Genomic DNA, 16,638 nt, shown 5'->3' with positions numbered 1-16,638 from the left:
TTGGCGCCATGGTCTGTGGCCCATAGACCATAAGTTAATTAACTTTGTTTATTTTGTATCACCGATCAGGGCACGAGCAAATTATTAGATAATTTTAAACAGGCTCTAAAAGATCATTATCTTTATCATTTAAATCTTTGAACTATGCATTCATCATACCGCTTAACAATTGGGCTTGGCCTGGTTGCCTTATGCGCTTTCGTTGGCAACCTGCAGGCGCAGGTGCTAACCTCCAAACAAATAGATAGCGTTGCCGAAAAAACACTGAGTACTTTTAATGTGCCAGGCATTGCCGTAGCCGTTATCAAGGATGGAAAACTGATCCATGCCAAAGGCTATGGCGTACGTTCGATCAAAACCAATCAGAAGGTAGACGAAAACACCTTGTTTGGCGTAGCGTCTAATACCAAGGCATTTACCGCCGCTGCTTTAGGCATGTTGGTTGATGAGAAAAAAATTACCTGGGATACCAAGGTTACCGATGTCATTCCAGAGTTTAAAATGTACGATGCTTTTGTAACCAGCGAATTTACCATAAGGGATTTATTGACACATCGCAGCGGTTTGGGTTTGGGTGCCGGCGATTTGATGATCTGGCCAGATTCGTCAACCGTTGATAAAAAGCAGCTGATCCATAACCTTCGCTTCTTAAAACCGGTTTCTTCCTTCCGTACCAAGTACGATTATGATAACCTGCTCTATATTGTAGCTGGAGATGTGGTAGCCAGGGTTTCAGGCACTACTTATGAAGATTTTATCGAGAGCAGGATCATCAAGCCTTTGGGCATGAACAAAACAGCTGCTTCTTGGTACCGTTTAAAAGATAAATCAAATGTAATTGATGGCCATGCTCCTTACGAAGGCAAATTGTTGCCCGTAGGATTAAGCTTTGGCGAAATTGCCAATGCGGCAGGTGGCATCTACTCGAGCGTAACCGACATGAGCAAATGGGTAACCGCAATGATCAACGGTGGCAAATACGGCGATCAATTGGAGAAAAAGCTGTTCAGCGCCGCCGTGGCCAGAGAGCTATGGACCCCGCAAACCATTATCAGTGGCGGCAATCCGGCCAGCTTTAGCAGCTACGGCCTGGGCTGGTTCCTAAGTTCGGTAAATGGCAATTTTCAGGCAACACATACCGGTGGTTTATCGGGCATTGTAACCCAGGTAACCATTTTGCCAGAGCTTAAGCTGGGTATTATCGTACTCACCAACCAGCAATCTGGCGCTGCCTTTAATTCGATTACCAGCTCAATTAGAGATGGCTACTTGAATATCAAAGGACAAGACAGGATCAAAACCTATAACGATAACCGTTTAAGAAACGAGAAGCAGGCCAAGGAAATGGTTGATAAGGTTTGGGCAGATATCGCAGCGGCACAAAAAGCAAGCACCGTTAAACCGGAGGTTAAAAATTACCTAGGTACGTTTAAGGATGCCTGGTTTGGCGAAGTAACCATTAGCGAAGTAAACGGCAAGATGCATTTTCAGGCCAAAAACGCTCCAAAACTCAAAGGCGACATGACTTATTACAAAGGCAATACCTTTATTGTAAAATGGTACGACAGGAGTTTGGATGCAGATGCTTTTGTGAACTTTGGCTTAAGCAATACAGGCACAGCTGATGGCTTTAAAATGGAAGCCATTTCACCTTTAACCGACTTCAGTTTCGATTTTCAGGATTTAGAATTCAAGCTAACCGATATAAAATAACCAAAATGAAGAACCACATTAAGAACATTGGAATAGTTGCAACAGCACTAATTTTAACATTAAGCATGGCCATGACAGCAAAGCCTAAAAAAGTAATTTTCTTTGGCGATTCGATTACACAAGCCGGAGTGCAAGGCAATGGCTACATCAATCAGCTGAAAAAAGTGTTGGATGCCGACAAATACGAACTCGTTGGAGCGGGTATTGGTGGCAATAAGGTATACGATCTTTACCTGCGCATGGAAGAAGACGTGCTGGCCAAGAAACCAGATCTGGTACTGATTTATGTAGGAATTAACGACGTATGGCATAAATTGGGCGCCAGAACAGGTACCGATTATGATAAATACCTCAAGTTTTATCAGGCATTGATCAATAAAATCCAGGCCAATGGTGCAAAGGTAGTGCTATGTACGCCTTCGGTTATTGGAGAGAAAAAAGATGGGACCAACGAAGCTGATGCAGACTTGAACAAATATGCGCAAGGCATTAGAGAACTGGCGGCCAAAAACAACCTCCCACTTTGCGATTTGAGAAAGGCTTTTACAGAATACGAAGCAAAAAACAATACTGAAGATAAAGAAAAAGGTGTTCTAACTTCAGATAAGGTACATTTGAACGATGCCGGTAACCAATTGGTGGCTGATCAGATGTTGCCTTTTATAAAATAAGAAAAGATGTAAAAGGTAAGATGGAAGAGGTAAAATGTATGCTCTTGCTACTTGATACCTGCTCCTCGATACCAACAATAAGTAAAATGGGACAGGAAAGATTCGTTCTCTTGCTACCTGATACTTGCTACTCGATATTACAAAAAAATGATCAACCGCGAAACGATAGACAAAATAATGGATACTGCCCGTATAGAAGAGGTAGTAGGCGATTTTGTACACCTTAAAAAACGCGGTACCAGCTTAATTGGAAATTGTCCGTTTCATGGCGAAAAAACACCTTCCTTTCACGTTTCGGTAAGCAAAGGCATTTACAAGTGTTTTGGCTGTGGCAAAGGTGGCGATTCGGTGCGCTTCATCATGGATCATGAGAAGTATTCTTATCCCGAGGCGCTTAAGTTCTTGGCCAATAAATACAATATCGAAGTTGAAGAAACGGTTGACAGCCATCAGGATGTAGAGGCCCAAAATGCCCGCGAGAGCTTATACATTGTTTCGCAATTTGCAGCTGGTTTTTTTGAAGATCACCTCTGGAATAACGATGAAGGCAGGGCAATCGGTTTGAGCTATTTTAAGGAGCGCGGCTTTAGGGAAGACATCATTAAGAAATTTAACCTCGGCTACTCGCCTGATGTTTGGGATGCGCTAACCCTCGATGCCATAAAAAACAAGCATGCCGAAGAATACCTAGAGAAAACAGGCTTAGCCATCAGAAATGATAAAGGCAAGCTGTACGATCGCTTCAGGGGCCGTGTAATGTTTCCCATCCATAACTTTACGGGTAGGGTAATTGGCTTTGGCGGACGTACTTTAAAAACAGATAAAAATGTTCCCAAATATGTAAATTCTCCCGAAAGCGAGATTTACCATAAATCGAATGTGCTGTATGGTTTGTTTCACGCCAAGAAAGCCATTCGCGATCAGGACAACTGCTATTTGGTAGAAGGCTATGCAGACGTACTTTCGGTGCATCAGGCCAATATCGAAAATGTGGTGGCTTCCTCAGGTACCTCGTTAACCGTTGAACAGATTCGTTTAATTGGACGTTTCACGCAGAATGTCACTATTTTATACGATGGAGATGCTGCAGGGATCAAGGCTTCACTAAGGGGATTGGATATGATTCTGGAAGAAGGACTTAACGTTAAAGTGGTCTCTTTTCCAGATGGCGACGACCCCGATTCGTATATGCACAAAGTGGGTGCGGGCGAGTTTAAGGCTTATGTAGAAAGCAAGCGTCAGGATTTTATCTTGTACAAAGCCAATATTTTGTTGGCAGAAGCCGGAACAGATCCGATTAAGCGGGCAGGCATCATCCGTGATATTGTAGAAAGCATTGCTAAAATACCCGATAACATCAAAGCTTCGGTATTTATTCGAGAGTGTAGTGGCTTATTGGGCATTGAAGAGCGCATTTTGCTCAATGAGCTCAATACCATGCGGTCGACCAAGCTCAAGAAAAGTGTCGCATCGGCCGCTGCCCGACAGTCTTCTCATCCAGACATGCCACCCGATGATCTTTTTGCCGAAGATGGGCCTGGCAATCAGGCTACGGTAGAAATCTCTGCAGACGATGAGCGTCAGGAAAAGGAAATCATTCGTTTGTTGTTGGCTTTTGGACACGAATTGGTGAGCTGGGATAAAATCGACAATATGTACATCGGTTCGTTCATTATGCAGAACCTAACCGACGTAACTTTTGAAAATGCCCTTTGCAAGAAAATTATTGATCATTACCGTACAGAAATAGAAAATGGCCAGTTGCCAACTGCCAATCAGTTTATCAAAAGCGAAGATCGTGAAATTGCCGATTTGGCCATTACGCTTTCTACATCACCTTATAGCCTGAGCGAGAACTGGTACAACAAGCATACGATTTATGTACGCGATGAAACGGTTAACCTAAAGGCGACCATTCTGGGCGGTTTGTACCATCTTAAAAAGCGGAAAGTAGATAAAATCCTCTTGGATCTTTTGCAGGAAATCAAATCTGAACACGATGTAACCAACCAAGAAATCCTGATGCAACGCTATGTTTTTATCAAAAACGTAGAAAAAGAGATTTCGAAGTACTTGGGTTCTGTTATTGTGAAATAATTCAGTTTGCAATTGGCAGTTTTCAGCTGAAGCCCAATAGTTGTCAGAATTAGCTCAACAATCAGCTAATATGCTAACCCTCTAATCATCCAATGAACTAATGCACCAAAGGAATGGCAACACATAACGACCTAGGCGAGCAGGGCGAAGCCATAGCCGCCAATTATTTGAAAGAAAAGGGCTATGAAGTGCTCGAAGAAAATTGGATTCATGGAAAAGCAGAAGTAGATTTGATTGTTTATTTAAATAGGCAATTGATTTTTGTGGAAGTGAAAACGAGGACTTCGACTGCTTTCGGACAACCAGAAGATTTTGTAGACGATGCAAAGCAAAAACAAATGGTCCTTGCCGCAACAGCATATGTCGAACTCATGGACCATCAAGGAGAAATTAGATTTGATATTGTTTCTGTTTTATTTAATGTACAGCATAATTACACCATAACCCATATTGAAGATGCATTTTGGCCAATCGATTAATCAGAAATTAAAACTTAGCCTGACGGTTTTAGTCATTGCTCTTGGAGCCTGCCGACAAGACGATACAAAGAGCTACATTACCTTTAGCGCGCCTACGCAAGGTCAGCAGATCGAATTTGGACAACCGATACCCTTAAATTTGGATTTTGATAAAGGTGAAAAAATCGAAGAAATCAATTATTATCTTGATGGTAAGCTAAAGGCCAGTTTGCATGATAATTTTGGCAGCATTAGCATTAAAAGTGACAGCTTATCGCTTGGCTATAAAAATTTAATGGCAGTGGTTACAAAAGCTGGGAAAAACGATACCATTACAACGAACATTGTCATTACAAGTGGTGTAAAGCCAAAATCATTGGCCTATAAAGTAGTAAATACCTTTCCGCATGATACCAGTGCCTATACCGAAGGCTTGGCCTATGTGGATGGTCGCTTATTGGAAAGTACGGGCGAAAAAGGAGCTTCTAAACTAAAATATGTCGATTTACAAACCGGTAGAACTTTGCAACAGATTCAATTGCCTGCGCAATATTTTGGAGAAGGTTCGCTTAAAATCGGCGATAAGATCATTATGCTGACTTGGCAGGAAAATATCGGTTTCGTGTTCGATGCTAAAACACTTAAACAGCTGGGCACTTTCCCATACGAGCAGAGCAGGGAAGGTTGGGGCTTAACCTTCGATGGCAGAAACATCCTACGGACAGACGGAACCAATCGCATTTGGTTCATGAATGCCAATACCTATAAGGAAGAAAGCTATATTGAAGTTTACGACAGTAAGGGTCCAGTAGATAGCTTGAACGAAATGGAATTTATTGATGGTAAGATTTATGCCAATGTGTACCTTACCAATAAAATTGTTCGCATCGATCCAAAAACAGGAATAGTAGAAGCCGAAATAGACCTGTCGGCCTTAGTGCCTAAGAATTTCTTCAAAACCCAAGACGAACAGAACAACAACGTGCTGAATGGCATTGCTTGGGATGCCAAAGGCAAACGTTTATTTGTTGGTGGTAAAAAATGGCCTAAACTTTACGAGATCAAGCTGCTCAATTAGCCTCAGTCTTTTTTGGTATTTTCGCTCAGGTAGCCATTATAGGTAATCGACTGCCTGTTATTGCTTACCATGCTTAAAGTGGCATAACCGCTTTCGCTAATGGTTAAAGTCATTTGTGGACTGTCTTTTACGTCTTTGGCGTTAATTCGGATGTCCCAGCCACCTTTTTTACGTTTGGTTGCATTGTAAACAAATTTTGTGCTGGTAAATTTAAAGCCGGCTTCTTCATTGCTAAGCGGAGCGCTGTAAGACCTGCCGTAAAAAGGCAAATAGGCCACTAAGCTATCCTTTGATAAACGCAGGTCATAATTGCTTCCCGTTAGGTTAATATTGCCACCATTGTTGATGCCTCCTGGCATTTTAGACATGATGCTATTGATATCTGAACCGTTTAAGGGCAATGCGCTGGTGGCTACAAAGGTATAGGTTTTGTCTTCAACAATTTTGCGGGTAGTTGCCTTATCTGTTTGGGCAAAAGCTTCGATAGATAAAAGGGCTAAACCAGCCATAGCTAATATTTTCAATGATTTCATGGTTATGAGATTGGTTAAATACTTAAAAAAGATTTGAAGATTAAATTCAAAATCAGCTATATGATTAAAAAGTTAACCAATTTCCATAAATAAAACAAAAAAAGGGCGGGAAATATTTCTCCCGTCCTGCCTTCAACCTTAAAAATTACGAAATAGTAGCAGTTAATGTATTGCCGGTAATGCTTGTGCTGTAAACTTTAAGGGCACTTGTGGTTCCGCCATCGTTAGGTTGCCTTAAAATGGCACCACTGGTGTTGTATTGAGAGGCATGTAAGCTACATTGGATCAGGTTGCTGGCTTGGATCCAGTTTAATGAACCACCTTGATGTGGACAAGCAGCTTGTGTTGCTACAAAAGACGAGGTCGTATTTCCTGTAGCCATGCGGATAAACAATACGCCACCGGTAGCTACAAAAGAACCAACCGTGGCAAGTTGCGTGGTTAGGTCTATGTTTACTTTAGTGCCTACTGCGCCACCGCCACCTCCTCCGCCACCAGGGCCCGGAGCAGGATCATCAGACTTGCTGCCGCATGCAGATAGGCAACTTCCAGCACATACCAGGGCCACACCAAGCCCCAAGGATTTAATAAATTCGTTACGTTCCATATGATTTGATTTTAGTGAAAGATCAGTGATGTTAATTTGGACTCAATTAGGATAGTTAGGTTTTCTTTTTGTCAAAGGAGAATCTGCGGGAAATACTGAAGCCCCAACGATACTGTCCCTTAAGCCAAGAAGTATTGGTATCTGTAATAAACTGAGATTCTTGGATAGCCGTAGCATTGGTAAAGTTGAGGTGGAAAATATGCCCCCCAGTGTCAAATTCTAATCCTGCGCCCAAAGTGTTATAATACTTATTTCCCGAGAGGCTTTCGAGGTACTCTTTTTTATCCTTGTTTCTAAATGGCAGCGTGTAATCTGCCACAAAAGCCATTCTTTTGGTCAGCTTTATACGTCCGCCAACAGATAGGGCAAATAGGTCGTTTTGGTCGCCAAATGCTGTAAAATTCCGATGCACATAAGAAGGCATCAGGAGCATAGAAAAATTTGAATTGAACTTTCTGGCAAATACCCCTTGCAGCACATAAACAATGCGGTCTTGAAATTGACTGAAGGCATTTGCGGCAACGGGATCGGTAGATGCTTTTGAGGCCGCTATGGTGGTGCTGCCAAACAGGGTAATGCTGATCGGCATTCGATTGTCGGTGCTTTGGGAAAGCAAACGATATTTCAGGTTGCCTTCATAAAGCTGGGTTATTGGTCCGGCCCCCTTGGCTCGTGCCAGGCCTACAGATAGATTATCGCTAATGCCGTAGTCGAAACCAATACGTATATCTGTTGACTGGTCGAGCCCATAAAAGTTTTTGATGCCGCCAGCACTTCCGGCAATATCTCCAAAACGATGGTCAACCCTAAAATCGAGTTCGTTTTTGTAAATGGTTTCGTTGGTTTGGATATTAATAAGCTTGGGCGATTTAAATGTGGCACTTACCTTCTTTTTAAGCTCTGGCATTTGAAGTGCCTTTTCTAATGAATCCTGCGCAAATACATGATTAGGCATTGCGTAAATGAGGCAAACTAAAAGAAATGTGCGAAAAATTGATTTCATAGCGATGTTTATTTCTTAGGTTGATATACTGCGTTTATTTTTACCTGTATTACTTCGGCGATGTTTTTGAATACGAGTCGAGGAACCTTTATTTTATGGTCTTCCAGCTTTACATTGAATGCAACGTTGGCAGTAACCTCATTGGCGGTTATGATGAGCTTGGCCTCTGTTTGGTAAGGCTTTTCTACGCCATGCAAAAGCAAGGTTCCCTTTACGGTAACGGTGTAAGTTCCAGGTTTCGAAAAATCTACAGGATCAATGATCTTTCCCTTGAACTCGGAAGTTGGGTAGGTATCGCTTTCCATGTAGTTTTCGTTGAAATGCTCTTCCATCAGTTTCTTTTTGAACTGAAAGGAGGTATTGTTGATTTTAACCAGCACATTCCCGGTTTTGGTATCTATGGCCGATGCGCCCGTTTTGCTTGTTGCATTGATGTCTTCAATAGGGGTAGAAGAAAAGAAGGACGCGGTTACGCTTTTGCTAACCAAGGTTTGCGCCTGCAATTGAGTAAATAAAACAACTGCAAACAAAATGGACACTGCTTTTTTCATATAAATTAGATTAAGGTTATTGTGGCATGCCTTTATCAAACCAGGCTTTTAACAGCTCTTTTTCTTTCGCCGTTAAGCTTCCGCCCTGCGGCATGCTCATGGTTACCAACATTACATTATTTAATTGAGTGGCATTAGCCGTTACAGATGGCAAACCAGTAAACGCCCAAAAGCTTCTTGCGCCTCCGCTTGGTCCGTGGCAACTATTACATTTGGTTTGCAAAAGATTGCCTGTAAAATTGGCGTAGGTTACATTTGCAACGGTAACTTCGGTGCCGGTTTCTGGCTTGATCTCATCGGCCTGCTTTTTTGAACAGGCATAGATTGCCCCGAAGAGCATGCAAATGCTCAGGTAGATGCTTAACTTTTTCATAAGATTGTTTTAATTGTTTCGGAAACTATAATTGAGTTTTAGGGATACACCACTTGATTTTAAAGGCACATTTCCTTCGCCAATGCCACTTAGGGGAATTTTAACATAAGGTTCGATGCCAAAGCCGAATTTATTGTTGAGCTTGATATTATAAGTAGCCGAAAGATCGAGCACGCTTAAGAAATGCTGGTTGGCATTGATCTTTTCGGTAACTCTATCAGCCCTGCTTGCAGCTTGCGTATATTTGAAAACATAATTTTCTCTGAGCATGAGGTAACTAGACAAGCCTCCATTGAGCTGGATGCTGCGCTTGCTGTTATTGCTTAGGGTATAAGATGCGCGCAAGGGAATTTCTAATACCTTACAAGCCGCATCAATTTTTTCAATAATATTTTTTACATCTGGATTGTTAAAATGATAGTCATAGCCATTAGCTGTATAGTTTTTAGCGCCATAAATGAGCCCGGTTTGTACAGCTAATTTCTTGCTCAGGCCAACACCAACGGTAAGCCCAAAAGTGGCAGCTCCCTTGCCACCTACCAAGGTACTGGTAGAGTTAAAATCTGGTCCTGCACTAATGGCCAAGGTAATAGGGAGTTTACGTTTTACTTTTATCTTTTTTGTGGGATTAGAAAGTGTGTCCACGGTATTAATGCTCGGTGATGTAAGCTGGGCAATCAATTGCTGATCAGTCAACTCGGTTTTTTGAACCGGATTAGCTGGTTGCACGGGATTTACTGGTTTTTGTTCAGCAGGTATCGCATTAGCTGGCGTCGGAACAATCACATTGGCAATGGCATTGTTTGGAACAATTTTGTTGTTATCAATAGGGATGATTACAACAGGTTTTACTTCTTGTGATGGTTTCGAATTAAAATCAAGTAGGCGTTTCTCATTAGCAACAGGTTTCTCCTGTGCCAGTTCCACAGCCGGCTTTGGTGTATCAGCTACAGGCTTTTGCGTTTGTTCTAGCTGGCTTTGTGGTTGTTTCTTGCGCGCAATCTCTTGTTTAGGCTGTTCTTTTTGATTGAACATATAAAATCCTATGCCGAATGAAAGAAACAACAAGATAATGCTGGCATTTCTCAGCCAGATCATACGATCCCTCTTCTGGAGCTTTTTCTCCATTTTTAACCAAGCTTCTTCTTCAAACTCCAGGTACTCTTCCGTAACCCGTGTTTTAAAAGCCTGGTCGAAATCTTTATCGTTCAATTCTTTCATTTTTGATAGTTAATTTGTTGTTGGTCGGCAACCAAAGTTTCTGTCAACATCTTTTTTAAGTTTTCTCGGGCCTTAAACAAGTTAGATTTTGAGGTGCCAACCGAAATAGAGAGCATGTCGGCAATCTCTTCGTGAGAATAGCCGTCTATCGCAAAAAGATTAAAAACCGTTCTATAGGCATAAGAAAGCTTTTGAACCAATTTAATCAGGTCTTCATAGTGTAAATGGGAAAGAATATTCTCTCTGTCTTCCAATTCGTGCTTAGCGTTAAGTTCTTCCATTTCCATTTGTTTTATTCGGTTTCTGTAGTGGTCTATCGAGGTGTTGATCATAATGGTACTGATCCAGGCATTAAATGACCGCTCCCTGTCGTAGCGCTGCATATTCATGAATACCTTCATAAAACCATCATTTACCAACTCAACCGCTTCGTCTTTGTTTTTGGCGTAGCGTAAACAGATCCTCATGGCATAGCCATAGTAGAGTCGGTAAAGTTCTTTCTGACTTTTCCGGTCTTTTCTGATACAGCCATTAATGAGTTCGGGTGTTAGCAAAATAATTCCAATAAATTTGTTTAGATATATGCAGTTACGGCAGGTTTTTGATAAAGGTTGCCTCGATATAGAAATTTAAGCAATAAAAATTGCTATAAAACAAAAAATCGCCATTTAATTACTTATAAAGCAATCAAATGGCGATCGATTTTTGGCTTAAAATCTTTTGTTAGTCGATGCTGGCCAAGTAACCGTGTAATACGGTGGTTTGGGTTTTGCTAGGTTCTCCTTGCAAAGTTGCTTTGCCGTTTTCTAAAACTTCGATGTAAATTTTTTCGTTGCTGCTCTCTGATTTTATTTTATAGGTAAGCAGCCATTTGTCCTTTTGTTTTTTGGCCGAAACAAGTTTGTAATCTACTGCATCGTCTAATGTTTTAAACTGGCTGCCTCCGATTTGGGCAAAATTGTTTGGGTTTTTTACATTTCTTAAAACAAGTTTATTACTGTCTTGGATAAGAAATACCTGTGCCTTGGATTTTTCTTCAGTTGTTGAAGCCTTTCCTTTTGGCGATTTGATGTTGTAAGTCTCAAAATAACTTCCATTACCTTGCGATAGTTTATAATAATTATTAACCACGTATTGGCTCATACCTTTGTCCGTTATTTGCTTACTAGTTGCCGGATTTAAAGTACTTGGATTTAATTGGGTAAAGTCTGGGAAACTATTACGGGGCACGCCGTTTAGCCCAGTTTTAACTTGAATAGTATCAACAACAAAAGCGAATTTTTTGCCTTTGATCAATTCATCTGTTTCACCACCCTTGGTTTGAGCAAATGTGCTCATGGCACAAAGCATTACAACGCCTGTTGCCAACGATTTTAAAAGTTTCATAATGATTTCATTTAGTGTGTACACTAATATAACAATATTTGTCGATTATGTCAGTAATTGCTTGGACTCAGTTAGCAGTTTTCGGCTTTCAGTTCGCAATACGCTGTACACAATACGCTCTACTGTTTCCAATGAACTAATGAACCAATGAATGGTTACCTCCAGTCCTTATACTGATTGATCAACCCGTTGGTAGAAGAATCATGAGTAGTTACAGGCTGGTTGTCTGTTAGCTCGGGCTGTATTTTTTGTGCCAGTTGCTTGCCGAGCTCTACTCCCCATTGGTCGAAACTGAAAATATTCCAGATAATGCCTTGTACAAAGATCTTATGCTCATAAAGGGCAATTAAGCTGCCTAAACTGTAAGGCGTTACTTTTTTAAGTAGGATGGAATTGGTTGGCCTATTGCCATCAAAAACCTTAAATGGCGCAAGTGAGGCGATATCCTCATCAGATTTTCCTGCTTTTTTAAGTTCTGCTATTACTTCTTCCTCGCTTTTGCCATTCATTAAAGCTTCGGTTTGGGCAAAGAAATTAGACAGCAAAATAGGGTGGTGGTTGCCTAGGGGATTAAGGCTTTGCGCCGGCGCGATAAAATCGCATGGAATGATGCGGGTACCTTGGTGGATCAACTGGTAAAAGGCATGCTGTCCGTTGGTGCCCGGTTCGCCCCAAATTACAGGACCTGTTTCATAGTCTACCGCATTCCCGTTTCGGTCTACATGCTTGCCGTTGCTTTCCATATCGCCTTGCTGAAAATAAGCTGCAAAACGATGCAGGTATTGATCGTAAGGTAAAATGGCATGCGTTTCGGCATTGAAGAAGTTGATATACCACACGCCTAAAAGTCCTAGAATTACAGGAATATTCTGCTCAAAAGGCGTATGCTTAAAATGTTGGTCGGTAGCATGGGCACCCGCCAATAATTGTTTAAAGTTGGCATAGCCTATACCCAGGCAGATCGAAAGGCCAATGGCGCTCCATAAAGAATAACGGCCACCTACCCAATCCCAAAACTCAAACATGTTCTCGGTATCGATGCCAAATGCAGCTACGTCTTTTGCATTGGTAGAAAGCGCGGCAAAGTGCTTGGCAATGTCCTCTTTTTTGGCGCCACTATTTAAAAACCATTCCCTGGCACTGTTGGCATTGGTCATGGTTTCTTGAGTAGTAAAAGTTTTGGAGGCTACCAAAAACAAGGTAGTTTCCGGATTCACTGCTTTTAAGGTTTCGGCGAGGTGCGTACCATCAACGTTAGAAACGAAATGCAGGTTTAAACGTGTTTTGTATGATTTTAAGGCTTCGGTAACCATTACCGGCCCCAAATCAGAACCCCCAATGCCAATATTTACGATGTCGGTAATCTGTTTGCCCGTATAGCCTTTCCACTCGCCAGAAATAATCGAATTGCTAAATTTTTCCATTTTAGCCAAAACGGCGTTTACCTCAGGCATTACATCTTTGCCGTCAACCAAAATAGGCTCATTGCCCTGGTTGCGCAAAGCGATGTGCAGTACAGGTCTGCCTTCGGTTTGGTTAATCTGGTCGCCACTGTACATGGCCTTAATGGCCTCGTCTAATTTGCACTCGCGCGCCAACTGAACAAGCAGGGCTATGGTTGTGTCATTGATCCTGTTTTTCGAAAAATCGAATAAAATGTCTTCGAACAAGATCGAGAACTTGGCAAAGCGATCGGCATCTTGGGTAAAAAGATCTTTGATGCTTTGTTGGTTGATGTCTATAAAATGATCGGCCAAATATTTATAGGCCTCTGTTTTTGTAAAATTTATTTTTGGAAGCATGGCATTTATGTTTTTGTAAAAGTAAGAAAGCAAACAATTTAAATTGTCTTTTTTATGTTCAAAAACCATCAAATTTTTCTATCTTCAATAACCAATCAACTCGCCTATTGTTCAATAATTTTATCAATTAAAAATTAAAGCCATGTTAGAAAATTTGAATGAATTGGTGCGTGAAAATGCACAGGATGCTGTTGCAAACAATAGCGAGATACCAAATGAGCAAAATGAAGCTGTAATCGAAGCCGCATCAGGCTCTATTTTCGATAGCCTAAAAGAACAGGTTTCTTCTGGAAACTTTAGCGGATTGGCCGATATATTCAATAGTGGCAATGCCGAAGGTTCGCCTGTTGCCGCACAGGCTGCAGGCAGTTTTGTAGATAAGCTGAGTGGCTTGGGCATCAGTGCCGAAACAGCTAAAAGTGTAGCCTCTACTATTATTCCCTCTATTATCAGCAAGCTTACCCAAAAAACAAACGATCCCAACGATAGTTCATTCAACATTCAGGATGTTTTAGGCAAATTGGCAGGTGGCAGCGATGGCAAGTTCGACCTTAGCGATGTGATGGGTATGTTTACAGGAGGAAGTGCCCAAAACACAGATGGACAAAATACACAAGGTGGCGGAATTGTAGATAAATTAAAAGGAATGTTTAACTAGCTCATACTGATTTTAATAATTAAAGAATGAAGAAAATTCTGCTCTCAGGGCTTTTAGTGGCTCCGCTATGGTTATTTGCACAAAATGCGACCCAAAAGGCAACAGTTTCCAAACAGGCTGATGCCTTAGCCGAAAAAGTAATCAATTGGCGTCGCGATTTTCACGAACACCCAGAGTTGGGCAATAACGAAGTCCGTACGGCAGGCATTATAGCCAAGCATTTGCAATCGCTAGGCATAACCGTGAAAACCGGCGTGGCCAAAACTGGTGTAGTAGGACTATTGGTGGGCGGAAAGCCTGGTCCGGTAGTGGCTTTAAGGGCTGATATGGATGCCCTGCCGGTAACTGAGCGAGGTACATTGCCCTTCGCTTCAAAAGTAAAGACCACTTATAACGATCAGGAAGTTGGGGTAATGCATGCCTGTGGCCATGATTCGCATATGGCTATTTTGATGGGTGTTGCCGAGATTTTGGCGGGCATGAAGAAAGACTTGGCCGGAACGGTGAAATTTATCTTTCAGCCGGCAGAAGAAGGCGCACCGGTTGGCGAAGAGGGCGGAGCCGAATTGATGGTAAAGGAAGGCGTATTGCAAAACCCAAATGTCGATGTTGTTTTTGGACTTCATATCAATTCTCAAACGCCGGTTGGCCAATTGACCTATCGTCCGGGTGGCACCATGGCTGCGGTTAACGACATGAAAATTACCATTACCGGCCGTCAGGCGCATGGCGCTTATCCATGGAGCAGCATCGATCCTATTGTAGTGGCGGCGCAAATTGTAAATAACCTCCAAACCATTGTAAGCAGGAACTTAAACATTACCGAAAATCCGGGCGTAGTTACCATTGGCTCTATCCACGGAGGCGTTCGCTCTAACATCATTCCAGAAAAGGTAGAAATGTTAGGAACGGTAAGGAACTTTACCCCTGCCGATGAAGCGATGTTTATCGAACGCATCAAAACCATCGCCACCAAAACAGGCGAAGCGGCAGGAGCCAAGGTAGAGGTACAAATTCCTTACAGTGCACATTATCCGGTTACTTTTAACGATTTGGCACTGACCGAAAAGATGTTGCCAAGCTTGCAGGCAACTGCCGGATCGGCCAATGTGAAGTTGAAAGCGCCGGTAACAGGGGCCGAAGATTTCTCTTTTTATCAGGAAAAAGTGCCTGGGCTTTTCTTCTTTTTGGGTGGCATGCCGAAAGACCAGGATCCTTTAAAGGCGCCATCGCACCATACGCCAGATTTCTTTATAGATGAAAGTGGTTTTGCATTAGGCGTAAAGGCATTGTGTAACCTGACGTTGGATTATCTATCGATGAAAAAGTAATCAGTCGCTATTCTGACAATCATTTCTATATTTGTTGCATGACAAAAGACCAGTTACAGGATTTAAGAGATAGAATAACTTCTCTGAGGAGGCATCTTTGACGTTGATGAACTGTTATATCAAATAAGCGAAGAAGAAAAAAGAACAACGGCTCCCGATTTTTGGGATAATCCGAAAAAGGCAGAGAGCATTCTGGCCGAAATCAGCACAAAGAAAAAGTGGACAGAGGGTTTTACAAAAGCGAATGCGGTTGTAGAAGACACCACCGTGCTTTATGATTTCTTGCAAAGCGGCGATGCCAGTGAAGAAGAGATGGACGAGCAATATGCCATCGCCCTTCAAGTGATCGAAGATTTAGAGCTGAAAAACATGCTCAACAGCAAGGAAGACCAATTACCCGCCGTGATGCAGATTACTGCAGGGGCGGGCGGTACCGAAAGTTGCGATTGGGCAAGCATGCTTTTGCGCATGTACCTGATGTGGGCTGAAAAAAATGGCTACAAGGTTACCGAACAAGACTATGCAGAAGGTGAGGTGGCCGGTATCAAATCGGTAACGATAGAAATTGTGGGGGAATTTGCCTATGGCTATCTTAAGGGAGAAAACGGAGTGCATCGCTTGGTACGGATTTCTCCTTTCGACAGCAATAACCGTAGACACACTTCTTTTGCGTCGGTTTATGTGTATCCATTGGTTGACGATACGATACAGATTGATGTTAATCCCGCCGATATCGAGTTTGAGACCTTCAGGGCTGGTGGTGCCGGCGGACAGAACGTAAACAAGGTAGAAACCGCCGTGCGTTTATACCACAAACCTTCAGGCATTATTATTAAAAACCAGGAATCGAGATCGCAGCTACAGAATAAGGAAAATGCTATTCGTTTATTGAAATCGCAATTGTACGAAGCCGAAATGCGCAAACGCATGGAAGCTACCGCATTGATAGAAGGCAATAAGAAGAAAATAGAATGGGGTTCGCAAATCAGGAGCTATGTGTTGGATGACCGAAGGGTGAAAGACCATCGCACCAATTTTCAGACCTCCAATCCAGATGCGGTTTTGAATGGCGATATCAACGACTTTCTAAAGGCTTACTTAATGGAGTTTTAAGGAATTTTATCATATAAAGAGTTATATTTAAGCGATTATAAAT

General features: G+C 42.0%; 17 protein-coding genes. 8 read left to right on the top strand and 9 right to left on the bottom strand.

The annotated features are described in order from the left end of the window. Positions 1-144 precede the first annotated feature (144 nt). From AC570H_RS15570 to AC570H_RS15550, 5 genes are all read left to right on the top strand, one after another. Positions 145-1,713, top strand: coding sequence for a serine hydrolase (locus tag AC570H_RS15570; protein WP_497356438.1), 1,569 nt, complete (start codon positions 145-147; stop codon positions 1,711-1,713). Between the two features lie 5 nt (positions 1,714-1,718). After that, positions 1,719-2,384 carry an SGNH/GDSL hydrolase family protein gene (locus tag AC570H_RS15565; protein ID WP_497356436.1) on the top strand — a complete coding sequence of 222 codons (666 nt, stop codon included), beginning with the start codon at positions 1,719-1,721 and terminating at the stop codon, positions 2,382-2,384. 147 nt (positions 2,385-2,531) lie between these two features. Next, positions 2,532-4,481, top strand: coding sequence for a DNA primase (dnaG, locus tag AC570H_RS15560; protein ID WP_497356434.1), 1,950 nt, complete (start codon positions 2,532-2,534; stop codon positions 4,479-4,481). 113 nt (positions 4,482-4,594) lie between these two features. Next, complete coding sequence (locus AC570H_RS15555; protein WP_497356432.1) at positions 4,595-4,960, top strand: YraN family protein; 366 nt, start codon at positions 4,595-4,597, stop codon at positions 4,958-4,960. Then, positions 4,938-6,017 (top strand): glutaminyl-peptide cyclotransferase, encoded by a 1,080-nt coding sequence (locus tag AC570H_RS15550; protein ID WP_497356430.1) that lies wholly within the window; start codon positions 4,938-4,940, stop codon positions 6,015-6,017. The genes AC570H_RS15555 and AC570H_RS15550 overlap by 23 nt, the downstream gene beginning before the upstream one ends. 2 nt (positions 6,018-6,019) lie before the next feature. Here the strand turns inward: AC570H_RS15550 and AC570H_RS15545 are convergent, their stop codons facing one another. From AC570H_RS15545 to pgi, 9 genes are all read right to left on the bottom strand, one after another. Beyond that, positions 6,020-6,550 (bottom strand): DUF4251 domain-containing protein, encoded by a 531-nt coding sequence (locus AC570H_RS15545; RefSeq protein WP_497356428.1) that lies wholly within the window; start codon positions 6,548-6,550, stop codon positions 6,020-6,022. Between the two features lie 145 nt (positions 6,551-6,695). Continuing rightward, positions 6,696-7,157, bottom strand: coding sequence for a QcrA and Rieske domain-containing protein (locus AC570H_RS15540; RefSeq protein ID WP_497356426.1), 462 nt, complete (start codon positions 7,155-7,157; stop codon positions 6,696-6,698). A gap of 55 nt (positions 7,158-7,212) precedes the next feature. Then, entirely contained in the window at positions 7,213-8,160 is a 948-nt protein-coding gene (locus AC570H_RS15535; protein ID WP_497356424.1) for a DUF5777 family beta-barrel protein, read from the bottom strand. Positions 8,161-8,168: 8 nt separating this feature from the next. Next, positions 8,169-8,711, bottom strand: coding sequence for a YceI family protein (locus tag AC570H_RS15530; protein WP_497356422.1), 543 nt, complete (start codon positions 8,709-8,711; stop codon positions 8,169-8,171). Between the two features lie 16 nt (positions 8,712-8,727). Next, positions 8,728-9,084 (bottom strand): hypothetical protein, encoded by a 357-nt coding sequence (locus AC570H_RS15525; RefSeq protein WP_497356420.1) that lies wholly within the window; start codon positions 9,082-9,084, stop codon positions 8,728-8,730. A 9-nt stretch (positions 9,085-9,093) separates the two neighbouring features. Beyond that, a complete protein-coding gene (locus AC570H_RS15520) occupies positions 9,094-10,305 on the bottom strand; it encodes an outer membrane beta-barrel protein (protein ID WP_497356418.1) in 1,212 nt (403 codons plus the stop codon). Next, positions 10,302-10,859, bottom strand: coding sequence for an RNA polymerase sigma factor (locus AC570H_RS15515; protein ID WP_497356416.1), 558 nt, complete (start codon positions 10,857-10,859; stop codon positions 10,302-10,304). The genes AC570H_RS15520 and AC570H_RS15515 overlap by 4 nt, the downstream gene beginning before the upstream one ends. A gap of 169 nt (positions 10,860-11,028) precedes the next feature. Beyond that, a complete protein-coding gene (locus AC570H_RS15510; RefSeq protein WP_497356414.1) occupies positions 11,029-11,691 on the bottom strand; it encodes a hypothetical protein in 663 nt (220 codons plus the stop codon). Positions 11,692-11,846: 155 nt separating this feature from the next. Beyond that, on the bottom strand, positions 11,847-13,493 hold the full coding sequence (pgi, locus tag AC570H_RS15505) for a glucose-6-phosphate isomerase (protein WP_497356412.1): 1,647 nt from the start codon (positions 13,491-13,493) through the stop codon (positions 11,847-11,849). Positions 13,494-13,635: 142 nt separating this feature from the next. On the opposite strand from pgi, the gene AC570H_RS15500 reads away from it, so the two are divergent. The 3 genes from AC570H_RS15500 (at position 13,636) to prfB (ending at position 16,595) form a co-directional block, all read left to right on the top strand. Next, positions 13,636-14,151: a DUF937 domain-containing protein gene (locus tag AC570H_RS15500; RefSeq protein ID WP_497356410.1), complete on the top strand. Its 516-nt coding sequence runs from the start codon at positions 13,636-13,638 to the stop codon at positions 14,149-14,151. A 26-nt stretch (positions 14,152-14,177) separates the two neighbouring features. Beyond that, complete coding sequence (locus tag AC570H_RS15495; protein WP_497356408.1) at positions 14,178-15,482, top strand: amidohydrolase; 1,305 nt, start codon at positions 14,178-14,180, stop codon at positions 15,480-15,482. Positions 15,483-15,520: 38 nt separating this feature from the next. Continuing rightward, positions 15,521-16,595, top strand: a protein-coding gene (gene prfB, locus AC570H_RS15490) for a peptide chain release factor 2 (protein WP_497356406.1) whose coding sequence is annotated in 2 segments (ribosomal slippage) — positions 15,521-15,580 and positions 15,582-16,595 — 1,074 coding nt in all. Because the reading frame shifts where the segments join, the coding sequence is not laid out codon by codon here. The last annotated feature ends 43 nt before the right edge of the window (positions 16,596-16,638 follow it).

It is taken from the genome of Pedobacter sp. B4419, from assembly GCF_059693725.1.
This window is presented reverse-complemented; position numbering and strand designations above follow the sequence as displayed.

Excerpts from the sequence above, each read along its gene's own strand:
- AC570H_RS15570 (WP_497356438.1), top strand. The coding sequence starts at position 145 with ATGCATTCATCATACCGCTTAACAATTGGGCTTGGCCTGGTTGCCTTA.
- AC570H_RS15565 (WP_497356436.1), top strand. The coding sequence starts at position 1,719 with ATGAAGAACCACATTAAGAACATTGGAATAGTTGCAACAGCACTAATT.
- dnaG (WP_497356434.1), top strand. The coding sequence starts at position 2,532 with ATGATCAACCGCGAAACGATAGACAAAATAATGGATACTGCCCGTATA.
- AC570H_RS15555 (WP_497356432.1), top strand. The coding sequence starts at position 4,595 with ATGGCAACACATAACGACCTAGGCGAGCAGGGCGAAGCCATAGCCGCC.
- AC570H_RS15550 (WP_497356430.1), top strand. The coding sequence starts at position 4,938 with ATGCATTTTGGCCAATCGATTAATCAGAAATTAAAACTTAGCCTGACG.
- AC570H_RS15545 (WP_497356428.1), bottom strand. The coding sequence starts at position 6,550 with ATGAAATCATTGAAAATATTAGCTATGGCTGGTTTAGCCCTTTTATCT.
- AC570H_RS15540 (WP_497356426.1), bottom strand. The coding sequence starts at position 7,157 with ATGGAACGTAACGAATTTATTAAATCCTTGGGGCTTGGTGTGGCCCTG.
- AC570H_RS15535 (WP_497356424.1), bottom strand. The coding sequence starts at position 8,160 with ATGAAATCAATTTTTCGCACATTTCTTTTAGTTTGCCTCATTTACGCA.
- AC570H_RS15530 (WP_497356422.1), bottom strand. The coding sequence starts at position 8,711 with ATGAAAAAAGCAGTGTCCATTTTGTTTGCAGTTGTTTTATTTACTCAA.
- AC570H_RS15525 (WP_497356420.1), bottom strand. The coding sequence starts at position 9,084 with ATGAAAAAGTTAAGCATCTACCTGAGCATTTGCATGCTCTTCGGGGCA.
- AC570H_RS15520 (WP_497356418.1), bottom strand. The coding sequence starts at position 10,305 with ATGAAAGAATTGAACGATAAAGATTTCGACCAGGCTTTTAAAACACGG.
- AC570H_RS15510 (WP_497356414.1), bottom strand. The coding sequence starts at position 11,691 with ATGAAACTTTTAAAATCGTTGGCAACAGGCGTTGTAATGCTTTGTGCC.
- pgi (WP_497356412.1), bottom strand. The coding sequence starts at position 13,493 with ATGCTTCCAAAAATAAATTTTACAAAAACAGAGGCCTATAAATATTTG.
- AC570H_RS15500 (WP_497356410.1), top strand. The coding sequence starts at position 13,636 with ATGTTAGAAAATTTGAATGAATTGGTGCGTGAAAATGCACAGGATGCT.
- AC570H_RS15495 (WP_497356408.1), top strand. The coding sequence starts at position 14,178 with ATGAAGAAAATTCTGCTCTCAGGGCTTTTAGTGGCTCCGCTATGGTTA.